Annotated in this window: 14 protein-coding genes and 3 pseudogenes; all 17 read left to right on the forward strand. The window is 38.7% G+C overall.

What is annotated here, in order from left to right; genetic code table 11:
- The first annotated feature begins 230 nt into the window (after positions 1 to 230).
- The 17 genes and pseudogenes from EXM22_RS18550 to EXM22_RS02930 all read left to right on the forward strand — a co-directional run bounded on the left by EXM22_RS18550 (position 231) and on the right by EXM22_RS02930 (position 17,874).
- Positions 231 to 491 (forward strand): transposase, encoded by a 261-nt coding sequence (locus EXM22_RS18550; RefSeq protein ID WP_149487913.1) that lies wholly within the window; start codon positions 231 to 233, stop codon positions 489 to 491.
- A 267-nt stretch (positions 492 to 758) separates the two neighbouring features.
- Positions 759 to 902 (forward strand): annotated as a pseudogene (locus EXM22_RS18555) (transposase); the annotation flags it as partial.
- A gap of 312 nt (positions 903 to 1,214) precedes the next feature.
- Positions 1,215 to 2,621, forward strand: coding sequence for a Coenzyme F420 hydrogenase/dehydrogenase, beta subunit C-terminal domain (locus EXM22_RS02860; RefSeq protein WP_149485058.1), 1,407 nt, complete (start codon positions 1,215 to 1,217; stop codon positions 2,619 to 2,621).
- A gap of 285 nt (positions 2,622 to 2,906) precedes the next feature.
- Positions 2,907 to 4,093 (forward strand): annotated as a pseudogene (locus tag EXM22_RS02865) (IS3 family transposase).
- A 112-nt stretch (positions 4,094 to 4,205) separates the two neighbouring features.
- Complete coding sequence (locus EXM22_RS02870) at positions 4,206 to 5,270, forward strand: DUF1972 domain-containing protein (RefSeq protein ID WP_149485059.1); 1,065 nt, start codon at positions 4,206 to 4,208, stop codon at positions 5,268 to 5,270.
- 600 nt (positions 5,271 to 5,870) lie between these two features.
- Positions 5,871 to 6,080 (forward strand): annotated as a pseudogene (locus EXM22_RS18560) (integrase core domain-containing protein); the annotation flags it as partial.
- Positions 6,081 to 6,266: 186 nt separating this feature from the next.
- The gene (locus tag EXM22_RS02880) at positions 6,267 to 7,163 is read left to right on the forward strand and encodes a hypothetical protein (protein ID WP_149485061.1); all 897 of its coding nucleotides are present in this window, start codon (positions 6,267 to 6,269) and stop codon (positions 7,161 to 7,163) included.
- A gap of 5 nt (positions 7,164 to 7,168) precedes the next feature.
- A complete protein-coding gene (locus tag EXM22_RS02885) occupies positions 7,169 to 7,858 on the forward strand; it encodes an ABC transporter ATP-binding protein (RefSeq protein ID WP_149485062.1) in 690 nt (229 codons plus the stop codon).
- 14 nt (positions 7,859 to 7,872) lie between these two features.
- The gene (locus tag EXM22_RS02890) at positions 7,873 to 9,309 is read left to right on the forward strand and encodes an ABC transporter permease (protein WP_149485063.1); all 1,437 of its coding nucleotides are present in this window, start codon (positions 7,873 to 7,875) and stop codon (positions 9,307 to 9,309) included.
- Between the two features lies 1 nt (position 9,310).
- Positions 9,311 to 10,615 carry an ABC transporter permease gene (locus EXM22_RS02895; protein WP_149485064.1) on the forward strand — a complete coding sequence of 435 codons (1,305 nt, stop codon included), beginning with the start codon at positions 9,311 to 9,313 and terminating at the stop codon, positions 10,613 to 10,615.
- A gap of 83 nt (positions 10,616 to 10,698) precedes the next feature.
- Positions 10,699 to 11,466, forward strand: coding sequence for an outer membrane lipoprotein-sorting protein (locus EXM22_RS02900; RefSeq protein ID WP_246157070.1), 768 nt, complete (start codon positions 10,699 to 10,701; stop codon positions 11,464 to 11,466).
- Positions 11,463 to 12,779: a hypothetical protein gene (locus EXM22_RS02905; RefSeq protein WP_149485065.1), complete on the forward strand. Its 1,317-nt coding sequence runs from the start codon at positions 11,463 to 11,465 to the stop codon at positions 12,777 to 12,779. Before EXM22_RS02900 ends, EXM22_RS02905 begins: the two co-directional genes overlap by 4 nt.
- Before the next feature lie 41 nt (positions 12,780 to 12,820).
- The gene (gene rfbA / locus EXM22_RS02910; RefSeq protein ID WP_149485066.1) at positions 12,821 to 13,696 is read left to right on the forward strand and encodes a glucose-1-phosphate thymidylyltransferase RfbA; all 876 of its coding nucleotides are present in this window, start codon (positions 12,821 to 12,823) and stop codon (positions 13,694 to 13,696) included.
- Between the two features lie 3 nt (positions 13,697 to 13,699).
- A complete protein-coding gene (rfbC, locus tag EXM22_RS02915) occupies positions 13,700 to 14,251 on the forward strand; it encodes a dTDP-4-dehydrorhamnose 3,5-epimerase (RefSeq protein ID WP_149485067.1) in 552 nt (183 codons plus the stop codon).
- Complete coding sequence (gene rfbD / locus EXM22_RS02920; RefSeq protein ID WP_149485068.1) at positions 14,248 to 15,126, forward strand: dTDP-4-dehydrorhamnose reductase; 879 nt, start codon at positions 14,248 to 14,250, stop codon at positions 15,124 to 15,126. The genes rfbC and rfbD overlap by 4 nt, the downstream gene beginning before the upstream one ends.
- A complete protein-coding gene (gene rfbB / locus EXM22_RS02925; RefSeq protein ID WP_149485069.1) occupies positions 15,113 to 16,192 on the forward strand; it encodes a dTDP-glucose 4,6-dehydratase in 1,080 nt (359 codons plus the stop codon). Before rfbD ends, rfbB begins: the two co-directional genes overlap by 14 nt.
- Before the next feature lie 77 nt (positions 16,193 to 16,269).
- A complete protein-coding gene (locus tag EXM22_RS02930; protein WP_149485070.1) occupies positions 16,270 to 17,874 on the forward strand; it encodes a capsule assembly Wzi family protein in 1,605 nt (534 codons plus the stop codon).
- Positions 17,875 to 17,891: the final 17 nt, after the last annotated feature.

Here is a 17,891-nt window from a genome sequence, read left to right on the forward strand (position 1 = left end):
TATAATTAGTCATATATTTAAAATCATAAAAATTATATGATTAGCAATTACAGAGAATTTCATAAATATATATCGATATATTGAATAATTATAAAATAATTTTAGATAGAGTAGATGTCGGATTTTATTATTTGAGTCCAGTTAAGATATTGACTTTTTCCCAATAATTTGCATCAGAACCTCGATTAGTTTTCAGCAAGAAATATAATGGAGGCTGATATAAAAAAAAGATATACAGAAGAACAGATTGTAAAGATTCTGGGAGAACAAAACTAGGAAAAAAGGTACGTGACGTTGCCCGAGGATACGGGACCAGCGAGAATACTTTTAATATTTGGAAGAGAAAATATGCAGATATGACTTCAAAAGAGATTACTAGATTAAAACAACTAGAACAAGAAAATGAAAACCTAAAAAGACTAGTTGCCAATTTATCACTTGATAATATGGCTCAAAAGGAAATCATAAAAAAGTTCTGCGACCCGGAGTAAAAAGAGATACTGTAAAGCATATTGTGAAATACTTCGGGTTATCAATAAGAAGAGCATGCCGCTTAGTTCAAATACCACGATCTACTTATCTCTATGATAGAAAGCCAAATGATGATGGTGAGATAATCAAAGATATATAAGATACTTAAAAAGAACTTAAAATATGGCTGTGGAATGTTCCATGATCCTGCCTTGATTTCACGGAGTAGTAGTTAAGACCGATTTTTAATAAAATGAGGTAATAACTATGAATGAGAAAAAAGACGTCGCTATGATGCAGAATTCAAAAAAAACGCGATCGCACTTTCAGAAGAACCAGGTCGGACAGCTCACAGCGTAGAGCAATCCTTGGGAATTGCTAATGGTTTGATTGGGAACTGGAAGCGTCAACTTTCAACAAATGGTAACTGATAAGGAGACTGATCTATCATCGAAAATACAAAGCCTTGGAAGTGTTGAATAAGGATTTTTATTGGTATATTGAGATTTACTATAACCAGATCAGGAATCATTCTGCAAATAATTGGTTGACTCCCGATGAAAAAGAACGTAAGTATTCTGAATCTGGAAATTTGGTTTAACTAGCGTCCCGCTTTTCTGAAGCAGGATTAATAATATAATCTAAAGTATTGTACTTAACAACCTAATTTTGACTGCTACTATTTTATAGTTTTGATATCTGTGATTTTTATATTGTGAATATTTGAATAGGAAGGTCTTGTAATGAATATTAAAGAGTTTAATGAATTTAAAAAATATAGTGAAGCAAGCGGAGTGATTGCTTTAGTGGATGAGAATATTCATATGGAACTTAATGAATATGGATGTTTTGAAGAAACTGTATCACAAAGTGATGATTATGATATTGCTTCTACAGTTAATTTTGTATCTCCAAATTTTAATAAAAATGTAAATGAATCTATGATATCAAAACAACTTTATGAACATGTTGAAAATATTAATTTTGATAAAAGAATCGGGTATTATCTTTCATTATATGCTGGTCATGTGAGAGAAGGGGATTATCGATTAAATGGGAGCTCAGGGGGAATGGGCACTTGGATATTTAAAGAACTTTTTGAAAATGATTTGATTGATGGAGTTATTCATGTAAAAGAAAATCAAGACGAACAAATTCCTTTAATATATAAATATGATATTTCTAGAAATGTGGAAGAGGTAAAAGCCGGTTCTAGAACAAAATATTATCCTGTTGAATTATCAAAAGCTCTTAAAAAGATTAAAGAAGTACCCGGTCGTTATGCAGTTATTGGGATACCTAGTTTCATTATGGCTATCAGGTTGTTAGCTCAAAAAGACGAAGTAATCAAAAATAGAATAAAGTTTACGGTAGGTTTAATATGTGGACATCAGAAGAGTAGTAAATATTCAGATGCCTTAGCGTGGCAAATGGGTGTAAAACCTGGAAATTTAAAATACATAAATTTTAGAAAAAAGTATTCAGATAAACCTGCTAATATTTATGGTGTTGAAATAACAGGAACAATTGAAGGTAAAGACGTAATTATTTCAAGACCCATCAAAGAATTAATTGGCCATGATTGGGGTCAGGGCTATTTTAAAGTGCTAGCATCAGATTTTACTGATGATGTTATGAATGAAACCGCTGATATAACACTTGGTGATGCGTGGTTGGACAATTATATAAATGATAGTAATGGGAACAATGTTATTATAGTGAGAAATCCTGTAATTAATGAAATAATACAGAAAGGAATTGATTCTGAAAAGTTAGAGTTAGATACTATCGGGATTGAGAGTATCATGAACTCTCAAGATGCACACTATAGACATACGCATGATGAATTAGCATATAGACTTTACAAAAAAGATAAATTAAGACAGTGGTATCCTTATAAAAGAGTTGAACCTTCCGATGATTTCCCTTTTTTGAGAAAAAAAATTCAGGATATGAGAGAGGAAATTTCTACAAAAAGCCATTTTTTTTACAAAAAAGCTGTTGAGAAGGATGATTTAAATTATTTTATTAAAAAGATGAAAAAACTTTCATGGAAATACAAGTTTTTATATCGAATATTAACAATTCAGAATAGAGGTATTCGAAATACTATATTGATAGTTGCTAAAAGAAAATTTACTAATAGATAATGTAATTAACATTTTTTAATTATCCTACTTCAGGTGATATTTATATAAAAAATGTCTTGTTAATTAGAAATTTATCTTGTAATTCCTCCGAAAATTATTGGTTGTCAAATGTATAGTTCTTCTTATTCTATTTAATAGAGTTTCTACTTAAAAAGTCAGAAAAATCTGACACTCCGATCATTGATATCTTTAAGAGGGACCTGTGTTTTGAAGAACAGTATGATCCTGCCTTTATTTCCCGGAGTAGTAGTTAAGACCGATTTTTAATAAAATGAGGTAATAACTATGAATGAGAAAAAAAGACGTCGCTATGATGCAAAATTCAAAAGAAACGCGATAGCACTTTCAGAAGAACCAGGTCGGACAGCTCACAGCGTAGAGCAATCCTTGGGAATTGCTAATGGTTTGATTGGGAACTGGAAGCGTCAACTTTCAACAAATGGTAACTTGGCATTTCCTGGTAATGGAATCGAGGCTTTGACTCCTGATCAAAGAAAGATTCGAGATCTTGAAAAGCAGCTTTATGATGCAGAGATGGACCGCGATATATTAAAAAAAGCATTGGCCATTTTCAGCAAAACACCGAAATGAAATACTTCTTTATACAAGAGTGTCGCTCTGAATTTCCGGTGGTGAGAATGTGCCATAATCTTAATGTCTCTGAGAGCGGATTTTATGACTGGCAAGGACGATCAAAATCTTCCAGAAGGATAGCCAAAGAAAAACTGATGACCAAGATCAGTGAGCTTTTTTATATTAAGCACAAACAAATGGCAGGAAGTCCTTTGATCACAGAGGATTTGCATGATGATCCTCAGTATAAAACTGTCTATAGAAGCCGTGTAGCAGCTCTTATGAAGGAAATGGGGCTTAGATGAAAGATACAGAAGCAGTTTGTCGTTACAACAGATTCAGATCATAAAGAATGGATTCCTGACAACATTTTGAATCGTCATTTTAATCCAGAAATGCCCAATGTTGCCGTAGTTGGGGATATCACATATATCAAGGTTGCATCCAAGTGGATGTATCTATCTGTATTTATAGACCTTTATTCTCGTAAAGTTGTTGGCTGGGATCTTAACAAAAGTCTTTCTGCGGACTCTACCTGTAATGCCTTTAAAAAATATCTATATCGGAATAATAATCCAAAGGGAATGCTTGTTCATAGCGATCGAGGTATCCAGTATGCATCAGAACAATTCAGATCCCTTTTAGAGTCAGTGGATGCTGTCCAAAGTATGAGCCGAAAAGGAAATTGTTGGGACAATGCCGTTGCAGAATCATTCTTTCATACACTGAAAACACGATTGATTTATCACCGGAAATACCGAACGATGGAAGAATTGAATAAGGATCTTTATTGGTATATTGAAATTTACTACAACAGGATCAGGAAGCACTCAGCAAATAATTGGTTGACTCCTGATGAGAAAGAAAGTAAGTATTATGAAACGGGAAATGTGGCTTAACTGATACTCCGTTTTTTCGGGGCAGGATCATACTAAATACAAGTTAACTAGTGTAAAATGCATTTTCTATTAGTCTTTTAATTGAAATATAAAAATTTTAATGGAGTATATAATGATATATGTATCAGTGATTGGAATTGTTGGGGTTCCTGCTTGCTATGGTGGATTTGAATCCCTTGTAGAAAATCTTTTGGATTATATTCCTTTTAATGTAGAATATACAATTTTTTGTTCAAAAAAAAACTATTCTAAAACAACTCAAATCTATAAAGGTGCAAAATTAAAATATATTAATATTAAGGCAAATGGTATTTGGAGTATTTTATATGACTGGATATCAATCATTAGATCAAGAAACTCTGATGTTTTGCTAATATTAGGGGTATCAGGTTGTTCCATTTTACCTTTAGTAAGAATATTTTATAAAGGTAAAATCATCACCAATATTGATGGTTTAGAATGGAAACGTGCAAAATGGAAGAGGATGGCTAAATATTTTTTACATTATTCAGAGAAAATTGCAGTAAAGTATTCAGATGTAATAATAGGGGATAATGCTGGAATAACTGATTACATTGATTCAAAATATAAAGTTTCATCAAAGCTTATTGAGTACGGTAGCAATCATGCAAAACAAAATAATAGTTCCGAATTTGCAAAAGAGTATTTATTTTGTGAGAAACCTTATGCATTAACAGTCTGTAGAATTGAACCGGAAAATAATATCTCTGATATTATAAAAGCTTTTGAGTCCGGTGGAAATCCGTATCCCCTTGTTATTGTAGGAAATTGGAATAACAGCAAATATGCGAGGGAACTGTATTTGAAATATTCAAGTTTTAACAATATTAAACTTTTAAGTCCCATTTATGATATTAATCGTATTAATTTCATACGGTGTCATGCTACTGTTTATATACATGGTCATTCTGCTGGTGGAACAAACCCTTCATTAGTAGAAGCAATGAATCTTGGTTTACCTGTATTGGCATATGATTGTATTTATAATCGCAATACTACTGAAAATGAAGCTCTTTATTGGCGTGATTCAGAAGAATTGAATAAATTATTATTTGAAGATCTTACAAAAATTGCATTAAGAATGAAAGAAATTTCGAATAGGCGATATAAATGGGAATTTATTGCTAAGAAATACAATAAATTATTTAATTTTTAAGATGGTTTTTAGATGTAAAGAAATTAAATTCTTTTTAGTAAGTCGAATATTAAAAAATTATGATGAAAAATGAAATTGTATTCTTACTAGATAGCAATATTAATCAAATAATGACTTATATATAATTTAACAAAAATAACCAAGAAGAGAGTATATTATCTTGATTTTATTTAGAGTGAGAGTTTTTAATTTGAGATTGAAAATAAATTTGTGTAAAGCTCTGTAAATCCCTTAAAAAATAGAAATCGCCAAAAATAGAAAATATCTTTATTCTAAATGAAGGAGTTTCTAAATGAAAATATCTAGGTTAACAGATAGCCAGATCATGGCAATTCATAAAAGGCAGAGAATTGAATCCCAGTTAATGAGTTTTATCATAAAAATAGTATAAGTATCGCTTTATTTTACTAGTGGAGATCCAAATATGGTGGTATGGATATATCTTTGATGTCCAGGTTAAAAAAAACTGGAATCTGAAAATGCTCAGCAGAAATAAATGTATGCAGAAGAACGCTTAAAGGCTGAACTTGTACAGGTGCTCTTAAAAAAGTGGTAAAGCCATTTCATAAAAAAGAGATGGGGATAAAGGAGATTAAACATAAATTAATTCAGCCAGGAAAGCCAACTCAAAATGCTTATATTGAAAGATTTAACAGAACAGTAAGGCATGAATTGTTAGATTTAACTAACATTCAATCTATCCCTCATGCACAGGATTTTGCGACCAAATGGTTATGGACAAATAATATTTATCATCCTAATAAAGCATTTGAATACATTCCTTTCAGAACAAAAAGATCTACAGCTTGAATAGTTCTTCTTAAACATATCTGTAAAAGGGAGATGTTACAAATGGTTTTGTACATTTGTTGATTTCTATATAATAGAGATATAAGCCACAGTTACTTAGTGCAGTTCTGTATGTGCTAAGTAGTTGTAAAGCATGTAATACTGGTTTAGAATCCTAAGAATCTAAGAATAAGGATGAGTTTAAATATGCCTGATAATCAGATGATTTCTACAGATGATGAAATTGATCTTTTAGATCTCTTAATAGTTCTTATTAAACACCGAAAGTTTCTTCTTTCTATCAATATAGTAGCCTTTGGTTTGCTTGCAATAGGATATCTTTTCTTCCCATCCTGGAAGTTTGATCGGACACCAGAAAAACAATCTATTGAAACAATTACTAAAATTGTCTCTGGTCCTGTCCTTGATATAGTAGATGTAGATTACGATTTAGTAACACTTCTTCAAAGTACAACTTCAATCTATAAGGCTATGAAAATGTCGGGTTATGAAAGAATCGGCGGCATAGATATCCTCGGTGATAATAATAAATCTCAAGCACTATACTGGTTGGAAAATAATTTTCCCCTCGAAGTCATTGATGAGTACAAAGTTCAGAACCCTAAACCGCCTTATGCAACAGCCCAGCTTATAAAATTAGTCTTTAAAAACAGCAATTCTGAAATAGCAGAATTATTCCTAAATAATTTCTATAATGTTGTAAACAATCAAATCATATTATCTTTGAAACCGAAAATGGAAGCACTGGCCGAAGGATACGAGGATTTAATACTAAAGGTTTCAGAACAATCTATTGATAATAATACTCTTTTAATGAGTACTGCAGCCTATACCACTGCCAAAAAGGCACTGGTCAACCAGGCTTCTGCCATTATTCTGTTTGAAGAGCCCTACAGCCTTGTTTCAGATAATCGCATGTCTTTAAGTCAAATCAAATCAAGCTATTTGAAAAAAGCCATAATAATCTTTTTTGCAGTTTTCTTTTTGTCTATCTTTATGACCTTCATTTTTGAATTCATAAGTAATTTAAAGAAGGACCAGGAAAGAATGGCCAAAATCAGAAAAGCCTTCAAAAAGGATTAGTTTATATGTCAGTCATCTCAATCCACAATCTCGTTAAAACGTACCCTTTGGGTCAGCTTTCCGTACACGCTCTTAAAGGCGTTTCTTTGGAAATCACCGCCGGAGATTTTGTTTCTGTTGCAGGTCCATCTGGTTCAGGCAAAACCACCATAATGAACATCATCAGCTTGATTGATACGCCAACACAAGGGCAGGTCTTTATCAACGACAAAGACACGGCGGTAATGAACCGCAGGGAACTCACCCGTCTTAGACATGAAGAAATCGGGATTGTCTTTCAGTCCTTTAACCTTCTACCGGTTCTCAATGTAATGGAGAATGTTGAGCTGCCTCTTGTAATAGGCAAAAACAGAATGCCCAAGGCTGAACGGAGAGAGTGGGTCAACCATCTTCTGGAAGAGGTCGGCCTGCAAGACCGCTTGGGTCACAAACCTTCGGAACTCTCAGGAGGTCAGCAGCAGCGCGTCGCCATTGCCAGGGCCCTGGCCACTAAACCCCGCATTGTAATAGCAGATGAACCTACGGCTAATCTGGATACTGCCACGGGCGAACGAGTTCTGGAGGTGATGAAAACTATTAATAAAACAGAAGGTACCACCTTTATTTTTTCCACCCATGATCCTGGGATCTGGGAGAGGGCGGACCATGTGGTGTTTCTAAGGGACGGTCTAATAGAATCGGAGAAGAGACGGTGATATTCTTCCTGGCTATGCGAAATCTGCTCCGTAACAGGCGTAGTTCTTTTCTCCTTCTTTTATTGGTAGCGTTCATTACGCTTATATTTTTCCTGGGAACCAGTTTAATTGATCAATCGGTCAGAGGAATGCGCAAGACCTATGTGGATAATTTGACGGGAGATCTGATTATTCAGAAGGAATCTCGGGTTTCCATGAATCTCTTTGGGGCTAATACACCCATTATCGACGATTTTTTTACTATTCCCTCCCTTCCGGCCTATGACAATGTAAAGTCTATAGTCAAAGAGGAGCCGGATATCGCTTTTCAGGCAGGTCTGGTCTCAGGTAAAGCCGTCATGGATCTTGGAGGTCAGCGATCAGCTGTTCCTCTGATGGGTGTTGAAGCACAAAGCTATTTTGATTTGTTTCCCGGTATAAACGTAGAACGGGGCAGAAAGCTCCTTCCAGGAGAAGCGGGGGTCATGATTACCTCAGGACGGGCCGCATCAGTCCTGAAAAAGTCGGGGAATCCTGTTGAAATTGGTATACCTGTACGGCTTACCTCTGCGGGTAAGACAGGCTTTAAGATCCAGGAAGTACCCCTTGTGGGTGTTTTTTCTTATACCAATCCCGGCCCTTATATGGAGGAAGTTGTCATATCAGATCCTCAAACAGTCCGTGCCCTCTCTGCTGTACTAACTGTAGCCTCAGTGCCTGTTGAGGTTTCTGAGAATGCCATGGAACTGCTTGATGGAGATCTGGATGATCTTTTCGGCGGATTCAGTCTCGTAGATGAGGCCCAACAGTCGGAAGACCCGGAAGATCTGCTCTCCAATTTGAAGGCAGATATTGCCAGAGATGATGATGCCGAATCGATTTCCTTGACCGGGGGAGATTGGAATTTTTTAATTTTACGCCTCAAGGACGGAGCATCTCCTTTCGCAGTACAAAACCGTCTGAATTCCAGGCTTCAGGATATAGGAGTCAAGGCTGTAGGATGGCAGACCGCCGCAGGTAACTCTGCTTTAATGATCTTGTTGATCCAGGCTCTTTTTTACGGTGGCATGCTCTTGGTGGTGATAGCCGGAATTGTCACCATTATCAATATCATATTAATCTCTGTTTTTAAAAGAACCCGCGAAATGGGCACACTCCGGTCTATCGGGGCGTCCGACAGATATATTCTCTCTCTGCTCTATCAGGAAAATCTGATTTTATCTCTTTTGGGAGGTCTTGCGGGTGTCTTCATTGGAAAAGGGCTTCTTTTTTATCTGAACTCCTTAAAATGGCCCATTTCCCACAATCTGATTGCCGCTCTTATGGGTAGTCCTATTCTAACAGTTAATTATTCAGGGACACTGGCCCTTCAGGCACTGTTCCTTGCCGTTCTGCTGGGCCTGTTAGCCACATCTTTTCCGGCCTGGAAGGCTACCAGGATCAATCCCATGGAAGCGGTCAGGAGGGGGTAATATGAAACTTATTTCTTTGGCTACAATGGCCTCACGCTACTTTATCCGCTATTTCAGAAGGTACCTCTTTCTGTTTATCGCTCTGAGCTTTGGTTATGGTATTATCACATCCATCACAGGTTTGCAGGCTGGCATGGAAGAGAGTGTATATAAAGCTGCCCAATCCCACTATGCAGGCGATATGGCCCTGGTCGGACGGACAAAATCCCGAATGGAATTTGAAATTCCCAATGTAGATTCTGTTTTAGGAATTATTGATAAGTCTGGTATTGAGGCTGAACATATAGTGGTCCGTACCCAGGTGGGAAAAGACGGTATTGTTCATTTTAACGGAGGATCTGTCCAACATAAATATACTCTGGGCGTGGACTGGGAGAATGAAAAAGAATACTTCAGCAATTTAGCATATTCTCAGGGGCATTTTGGTGCCTGGGATACAGAAAAGGGAATCATAGTTTCCAGTCCCGTGGCAGAAGAACTGCAGCTCCATGTGGGAGACAGCATCGTATTTGAGGTTAAAACAAAAAAAGGGCAGGTAAACACCGGCAATTTTGTGGTTCAGGCAGTGGTGGATGACGCCACCATTTTTGGGTACTACAAGTGCTATATGGATAAAGCTGTTTTAAACCGGCTTATCGGGTTTGGAGAAAATGAAGGCTCTACCATTGGCATTCATCTAAAAGAGGGGAGCAGGCTACAGCAAGAGGCTGAAAAACTGCAGTTGGCATTGGTAAATTCACAGGCAAACTATGCTCCTTTAACAACTGACAGGGATGAATTATCCAGGGAGTATAATAAATCCTGGAAGGGGACCCGTTTCTTTGTGATAACCCTTCCTGTTTATCTTTCGGAAGTTTCCGAGCTCCTCTCGGCCATCAATATAATAGCCTATTTTTTATACTTCATGATGCTTCTTATCATCATTGTCTCCGTAGCAGTCACGTTTCGTCTCATCCTTCACGAGCGTGAAAAAGAGATTGGAACTCTTCAGTCAGTTGGGTTTCAAAGCCATGATGTCGTATTCCTATTGATGACAGAAACACTCATCCTCTTTCTGTTTTCAATAATTTCGGGATTTGTCTTTGCCAGGCTTATTATCTGGATTACCGGTTTTTTCTCTTTTACTATGATCCCCAGTTTTGAAATATTCATGGAGGATGGCCGTCTTGTTCCCTCTTTCTCTTTACGGACTACGATGATCAACAGCTTTATAGTACTCGCTGCTGTTATCCCGACAGTCGCATTTCCCGTCTATATTGCGTCACATAAACCGCTCACCGAAATATTGTCTGGTGCTAGGAACTAATGAACCATATTGAAAATAATAGTAACTTCACACTTCCTGAATTTATTAAATAATAGAGCTACAATGATTATTGGAGATTAAATGTGAAAAAAACAAACATTATAATGACTATATTAATCTGTTTAATGACAGTGAATATTTCAGCAGTTGATTTTAAAAATCTTTTGAAGCAAGCCGACGGTCTAGTCAATTATCCTGGACATGATTTTTCCGGCGAGTACACCATCGTCCAGGTCAAACCCGGCCAAACTCCGACAACAACAATTGCTGCTGTCTTTAGGCGTGACAGCATAGAAACCTATGTTATCCTCATCAAAGAACCCTCCATCAACAAAGGGCAGGGGTATCTCAAACAAAAAAACACACTATGGTTCTTCGATCCTGAATCCAGGAAGTTTAACTCCACCAGCAGCAGTGACAGGTTTCAGAATACCAATGCACGGAATTCAGATTTTACTCAGTCCACCCTGGCTCTTGATTACGATGTTGTTTCAGGAACAGAAGGGATGCTGGGGCGTTACGACTGCTGGATTCTGAATTTGGAAGCCAATAATGATGAAGTTACATATCCAAAAATGAAACTCTGGATTAGTAAAGACGGTTTGGTGAGAAAGTCAGAAGACTATAGTTTATCCGGTCAGCTTTTAAGAACAACAGCAATACCCGATTATTATAAACTGGGAGATGTATTTGTCCCCAAGAGAATACTTTTTGTAGATGCCCTCCGAGGTGCCCGTATAGATGGAAAGTTTCAAAATGAGAAGACACAAATAACAATTGACAAACCTTCGTTGAATGATCTGCCCGATTCAGTCTTTTCGAAGAGTTTTCTGGAGAGCATGAACAGGTGAAAAAGCTCTTTTTTATCTTCAATATTCTAATCATCACTACCTATCTTTTTGCACAGGAAAACTCAGATTCATCAGTTCCATTGGATGATGTTACAATAGAATCTATCGATGATCTTTTTAATGACACATCTTCAGAAGTAAATACCTCAACTGAAGAAAATTCAGATAGAAGCGAACAGCCAGAAACACTGAGTGTTTTGGATGATCTGAAGGAAGAAACCGGTGGGAGTCTCACTGTCAAATATGCATTTGCTGCAGGATTTTCACCAGGATGGAGTGAATCACCCTGGTATTGGGAAAATGAAGATGAAACTTTTACGAAAGTTGTCGGGGCTGATTTGACATCAGATTTTATTTTTGATTTTCAATTGACCCCGCGATTGAGAGCTTATCAATCTTTTTCCATTGATTTTCCGTCTTATGAGTTTGAAATTGATAGCTTTTGGGCAGAATATAATCTCTCCAATATGGCTTTTTTCAAGCTTGGGCAGTATGCCGAGTCATGGGGTCTCAGTGGAAATTATAATTATACAAACCTGTTATCCAGGCTTCCTGAAGATGGTAGTGGTGGTGATCCCTATACTTTCCGAATGAATCTTCCTTTGGGTCTAGGAGGGCTACAACTTCTGACAATGGTTCGAAGCGGGTGGGGCATTGATGGTGATATTGAAAACCTGGAAGCGGGTGATTTAGGGTATGGTATCAAATACAACTTTGCCTATCCCTCAGTTGATGTCAATGTGGGATTTTTTTACCAGGAACTAATGCCCTTAAGGACCATTGTAACAGCAAAAACAACTCTCTTTGATTCCACAGAGCTCTTCCTGCAGGGTCTGGTTTCAGTCCCAAATCAAACTGATATGGAAGATGCAGTCTTTTCGGGTAGTGTTGGTTTGGTAGATGATTTTTTGAAAGACAAGCTGACTGTAAACTTGGAATATTTCTATAATGGTGAGGTCTATACGGTAGTTGAGGAAACTGACAGTGGCTGGACCGAGGATGAAACTAGTCCTTTTATCAAGGGGCATAATACAGCATTCAATCTCTATTACAATACAAGTCTTCGTAATATAAACCTTTTTAGTCGTTTTCTGTATAACTTTAGTTCTAATACTGGTAAATGGGCACCAGGCGTTCGTTTCAAACCCTATAATGATCTGTCTGTCTATTTGTCTGTTCCCATCGTAGTGGGAGACCGGGACGGTACATATTATAGTAGTAATTATGATGAAAAAAATCGTCCCTTCAGTGTCACTTTGGCGATTACATTATCGGGAAGTCAGAAGTTTGCGCAGTATAAAAAGTTTAATTAATATAGGGTGTAATAATTTATTTTTTGTTTTATAATGCAGACATGAAAGCAATAATCTTGGCCGGTGGATCCGGCACACGTCTCTATCCAGCAACAAAATCCATCTGCAAACAACTGTTACCCATTTTTGACAAACCAATGATCTATTATCCCCTCTCTACTTTGATGTTAGCGGGGATTCGGGAGATCTTGATAATCTCGACTCCACAGGACACGCCCCGCTTTGAGGAGTTGTTGGGAGATGGTTCAGACTTGGGCCTTTCATTAACTTATGCAGTGCAGGATGCACCCAACGGCCTGGCAGAAGCCTTTATTATAGGGAAAGATTTTATTGGTTCTGACTCTGTGGCTCTGGTTTTGGGCGACAACCTGTTCTATGGGCATGATTTTGCTAAACTTGTTAAAAAGGCAGCTCTCCAGGAATCAGGAGCTACAGTCTTCGGGTATTACGTTAACGACCCCGAGCGTTATGGGGTGGCTGAGTTTGATTCTTCGGGCACTGTTATCTCTCTGGAAGAGAAGCCTCTTAAACCAAAATCCAACTACGCTGTAGTAGGGCTCTACTTCTATGATAACCAGGTCGTGGATATTGCTGCGAATATGGCTCCCTCCCACAGAGGGGAATTAGAGATTACCGACGTCAATAAAGAGTATTTGAAAAGTGGACAATTGAAGGTGGAACTGATGGGGCGGGGGTATGCCTGGCTGGACACAGGGACCCATCAGTCCCTGTTGGATGCCTCTCAGTATGTTCAGGTGATTGAGGAACGGCAGGGGCTAAAGATTGCCTGCATCGAAGAAATTGCCTATAAAGAAGGCTTTATTGATAAGAAGCAGTTTCGAAGATTGGCAGAATCTCTTTCAAAGTCGACCTATGGTCAGTACCTGATGAATATTTTAGAAAGAGAGGACAGGTAGTTTATGCCTTTTGAGTTTACAAAGACGGCACTTCGTGGAGTTGTCATCATTCAGCCCCGAAAGTTCGGAGATGAACGGGGCTTCTTTATGGAAACTTATAAGAAGAGTGATTTTATGGCTCATGGTATTCTTGAGGAGTTTTGTCAGGACAACCACTCTTTTTCATCCAAAGGGGTTCTGAGGGGCCTCCACTTTCAAAGTGCTCCTCATGCCCAGGGAAAGCTGGTGCGTGTGTTGTCTGGGGCAGTTTGGGATGTGGCTGTTGATCTTGTTCCAGGATCATCTACCTATGGAAAACATGTCGGGATTGAACTTACAGCAGAAAATAATACAATGTTTTACATTCCCCCCGGGTTCGGTCATGGGTTTTTAACTCTTTCTGATGATACACATTTTCTATATAAATGTACCGCTGAATATGCCCCTGCATCCGATGGTGGTGTCAAATGGGACGATCCAGAGCTGGCTGTCAAATGGCCTCTGGAAGTAGGGCAGATTCCCCTGGTATCGGATAAGGACGCCGTCCTGCCGTATTTGAAGGATCTGAATAAATGATCTGGCTCATCGGAAATAAGGGGATGCTCGGACAGGAGCTCTCTTTGGACCTCGAAAATCTCGGCCTTAAATACATCGGCTCCGACAGGGACGTCTCTATACTGGAGCCCTCTGTTCTCAATGCGTTCGCAGAAAAACATAATCCCCATATAATCATCAACTGCTCGGCCTACACCGCTGTAGATAAAGCCGAAGAGGACAGGGATGCCGCCTATGCCATCAATCAGAGGGGCGTCGCCAACATTGCAACCCTTGCTGTAGCACGGGATATTCCCCTGATCCATATATCCACCGACTACGTATTTGAGGGAACCAGTCCCTCCCCTCGGAGGGAAGATGACCCGACTGGCCCCACCGGCGTATATGGTGCCAGCAAGTTGGCGGGTGAAGAGGAAATCCGGAAAATCTGTACTAAATATTTTATCATTCGTACCGCCTGGCTCTATGGACGCTACGGGGCTAACTTTGTCTATACAATGATAAAATTGATGAACAAATTGGACACTCTCAAGGTCATTGATGACCAGCAGGGCTCACCTACCTGGACACAAGATCTGACCGGATTCATCGGAACTATTCTGTCAGGAGAATCAGAAGCCTACGGAACCTATCACTTCTCCGGAGAAGGGGAGTGCAGCTGGCACCACTTTGCTGCAGAGATCTATAGACTGGGACGGGAGAAAGGGCTGATTTGCTCCGACTGTACTATCAATCCCTGTACATCAGAGGAATTTCCCACTCCTACAAAGCGACCCGCTTACTCCCTTATGTCCAAAGAAAAAGTTAAAAACACTTTTCCTGAGTATAAAGTTCCCCATTGGAAGGCCTCCCTTTACAATTTTTTAGAAGGAATAACAAGCAATGACATCATCTAGAACATTCAAAAATATACTTGTCACCGGCGGTGCGGGTTTTATAGGCAGTAACTTTATCCGGGTTCTTTTAAACAATAAGGAGTTTACCGGCCGGGTTATCAATCTGGATAAATTGACCTATGCCGGTAATGCTTCCTCATTGGATGATGTAGCTGCCCGCTTCCCTGATCGTTATGACTTTAAACAGGGCGATATCTGTGATGCAGAGCTTGTATCTTCGTTGTTTCAATCCTATCAAATTGACGCCGTTTGTCATCTCGCTGCCGAGAGCCATGTGGATCGCTCCATTGAAGGGCCGGAAGCATTTATTAAGACCAATGTGAATGGTACTTTTACCCTTCTGGATACGGCGAGAAAAGCCTGGACCGGTCAATTTGAAAATAAGCTGTTCCACCATGTGTCCACAGATGAAGTATATGGCTCACTGGGAGACACAGGATACTTCTTTGAAGATACTTCCTATGATCCCCGTAGTCCCTATTCTGCATCCAAAGCATCATCAGACCATTTGGTCATGGCTTATTTTCACACCTACGGACTACCTATCACCATGACAAATTGTTCCAATAATTATGGACCTTACCAATTCCCTGAAAAATTAATCCCTGTGATGATTGAGAATATGCTTCTGGGGAAGGCTCTTCCAGTTTATGGGGATGGCAAAAACATCCGGGACTGGCTCTATGTAGAAGATCATAATTCGGCTGTCTGGACTGTTATGCAGAAAGGCCGGTTGGGAGAAACCTATAACATCGGTGGTGAGAACGAGTGGGAAAATATCAAGCTTGTAAACACCCTTTGTGAAGTTGTCGCGACAGAAGCAGGATTGGATGTATCTTCATTGAAAGGCTTGATTTCTTATGTGAAAGACCGTCCCGGACACGATCAGAGGTATGCCATTAACTGTGACAAACTAAAATCAGAGTTAGGTTGGACCCAGTCTTTGAATTTTGAAGAAGGTCTTCGTAAAACTGTCCGTTGGTATCTGGAAAATAGAGCCTGGATTGAGAATATCAAGTCTGGAGAGTATCGTAAGTGGATGGAAAAAAATTATTCTCAAAGATGAGTCAACAGGCTTATTGAAATAAGGTTTCCTTTAGAACATATGATGGAATAATGTTTCGTTTTTATTTACTATAAGGCATGAAACGTTATTTTTTATTTTTGCCCATACTTTTTTTATTTATTACAACTTACGGTGTATCTAATGAAAAGATACAATCTACATTGGATCAATACTATACAGCCTTGAGTCTTACAGGGGTGATTGAACGCCCCTTTCTTCAATATAAATCCTTTTCAACAAATACATGGACTCTTTCACAGGGAGACCATCCTTGGCAGGATCAGAATATTCAATCCTCGCCGCTATACAAATCTGAAGAGTATTCACTCTTTTTAGAAACTCCCCAATGGTTTCAATCATACAATCTCAATTCTCCCCATGGCATTAATGATGGCGGACTCTGGCAGGGAAAGGGGTATAATAGCTCCTATTCCGGAGGTCTCAGCCTACTCTCTGAGTTTGTAGACCTGACAATCTATCCAGAATTCTATTTTTCACAAAATCAAGACTTCGTTCTGCAGGAGTTAACCTGGTCGGGCTCTGAATATGCCTATCCCTATTCCGGTATTGATGCTCCCCAAAGATTCGGAAACTCGTCCTTCATGGATTTCAGTTGGGGACAGTCTCAGATCCGTTTTAAATATAACGGTTGGAGTCTGGGGATTGGAAACGAAAATGTCTGGATTGGCCATGGAAGCACCAGTGCTCATACTTTGAGTAATAATGCCGACGGATTTCCTCATGTAGATGTCGGTGTTAGCAAGGCCGATACCTCCTGGGGAGACGTGGAGTTTAAGATGTGGTGGGGTGCCTTGAAAAGCTCCGACTATAATGTGAATGTCGATCCTGACACATATTCTGATTTTTTAAGCGGAGTCCATTTGGCTTGGTCGCCCTTCTTCTTTCCAGGATTAACAATGGGGATTAATAAGACATCCCAAGTGAGTTTTGAAGAATTTTCCATGTTTTCACTCATTGCCGCTGTTGATCCTGGAGTCATCCAGGATTACAGCGGAGGAGTCCTCAACGGTTCTGATAATGCTGATGGTAGAGCTTCTATTACCTGGAACTGGCTTTTTGATTCAGTAGGATTTGAATTTTATGGAGAATGGACTACAGAAGATTATGTCCCCTCCCTCGACCATCTTTTGGTAAGACCAAATCATGCCTCCGGTTACATTTTGGGACTAAGGCAGCATATTCCAATAACAGATTATAATGATAGATTTTTTATTTTTAATGCTGAGTTTTCCTCCCTGATGTGGAGTCGGGATTATTATTTGAATGGCTTGGGATGGGGTGGCGGATTTTATAGACACAGTATGACAAATCTGGGGTATTCCAATTCCGGGCAGTTTTTAGGCACAGGTTACGGCCCAGGAGGGGATAATCAACATCTTCAACTGGACTACTATGCACCTTTTGGTAAGGCGGGGATTTATGCTGATAGAACGCGCTATAATGATACAAAACTATACTCAGCTAGTAATATTCTAAGCAATAATGAGGATTGGGGAGTACCTGTTCAATGGTCTGTAGGTCTGGATGGGTACTATTTTTTGACACATCACTTTTCTCTAGGGGGAGATATGGCATATATTTTTGACAGAAATTTCCAAACCTATAAAAACCTAGATTATCAAGGTATATATATCGCCATTTTTGTGGAATATAGATTTTAAGAATTATCATAAAAGGA

Origin of the sequence: Oceanispirochaeta crateris (assembly GCF_008329965.1) — a bacterium.
GTDB lineage: Bacteria > Spirochaetota > Spirochaetia > DSM-2461 > DSM-2461 > Oceanispirochaeta > Oceanispirochaeta crateris.

Bases quoted from the DNA above. Each gene is read 5' to 3' on its own strand.
- EXM22_RS02860 (WP_149485058.1), top strand. From the start codon at position 1,215: ATGAATATTAAAGAGTTTAATGAATTTAAAAAATATAGTGAAGCAAGC.
- EXM22_RS02870 (WP_149485059.1), top strand. From the start codon at position 4,206: ATGATATATGTATCAGTGATTGGAATTGTTGGGGTTCCTGCTTGCTAT.
- EXM22_RS02880 (WP_149485061.1), top strand. From the start codon at position 6,267: ATGCCTGATAATCAGATGATTTCTACAGATGATGAAATTGATCTTTTA.
- EXM22_RS02885 (WP_149485062.1), top strand. From the start codon at position 7,169: ATGTCAGTCATCTCAATCCACAATCTCGTTAAAACGTACCCTTTGGGT.
- EXM22_RS02890 (WP_149485063.1), top strand. From the start codon at position 7,873: ATGCGAAATCTGCTCCGTAACAGGCGTAGTTCTTTTCTCCTTCTTTTA.
- EXM22_RS02895 (WP_149485064.1), top strand. From the start codon at position 9,311: ATGAAACTTATTTCTTTGGCTACAATGGCCTCACGCTACTTTATCCGC.
- rfbA (WP_149485066.1), top strand. From the start codon at position 12,821: ATGAAAGCAATAATCTTGGCCGGTGGATCCGGCACACGTCTCTATCCA.
- rfbC (WP_149485067.1), top strand. From the start codon at position 13,700: ATGCCTTTTGAGTTTACAAAGACGGCACTTCGTGGAGTTGTCATCATT.
- rfbD (WP_149485068.1), top strand. From the start codon at position 14,248: ATGATCTGGCTCATCGGAAATAAGGGGATGCTCGGACAGGAGCTCTCT.
- rfbB (WP_149485069.1), top strand. From the start codon at position 15,113: ATGACATCATCTAGAACATTCAAAAATATACTTGTCACCGGCGGTGCG.
- EXM22_RS02930 (WP_149485070.1), top strand. From the start codon at position 16,270: ATGAAACGTTATTTTTTATTTTTGCCCATACTTTTTTTATTTATTACA.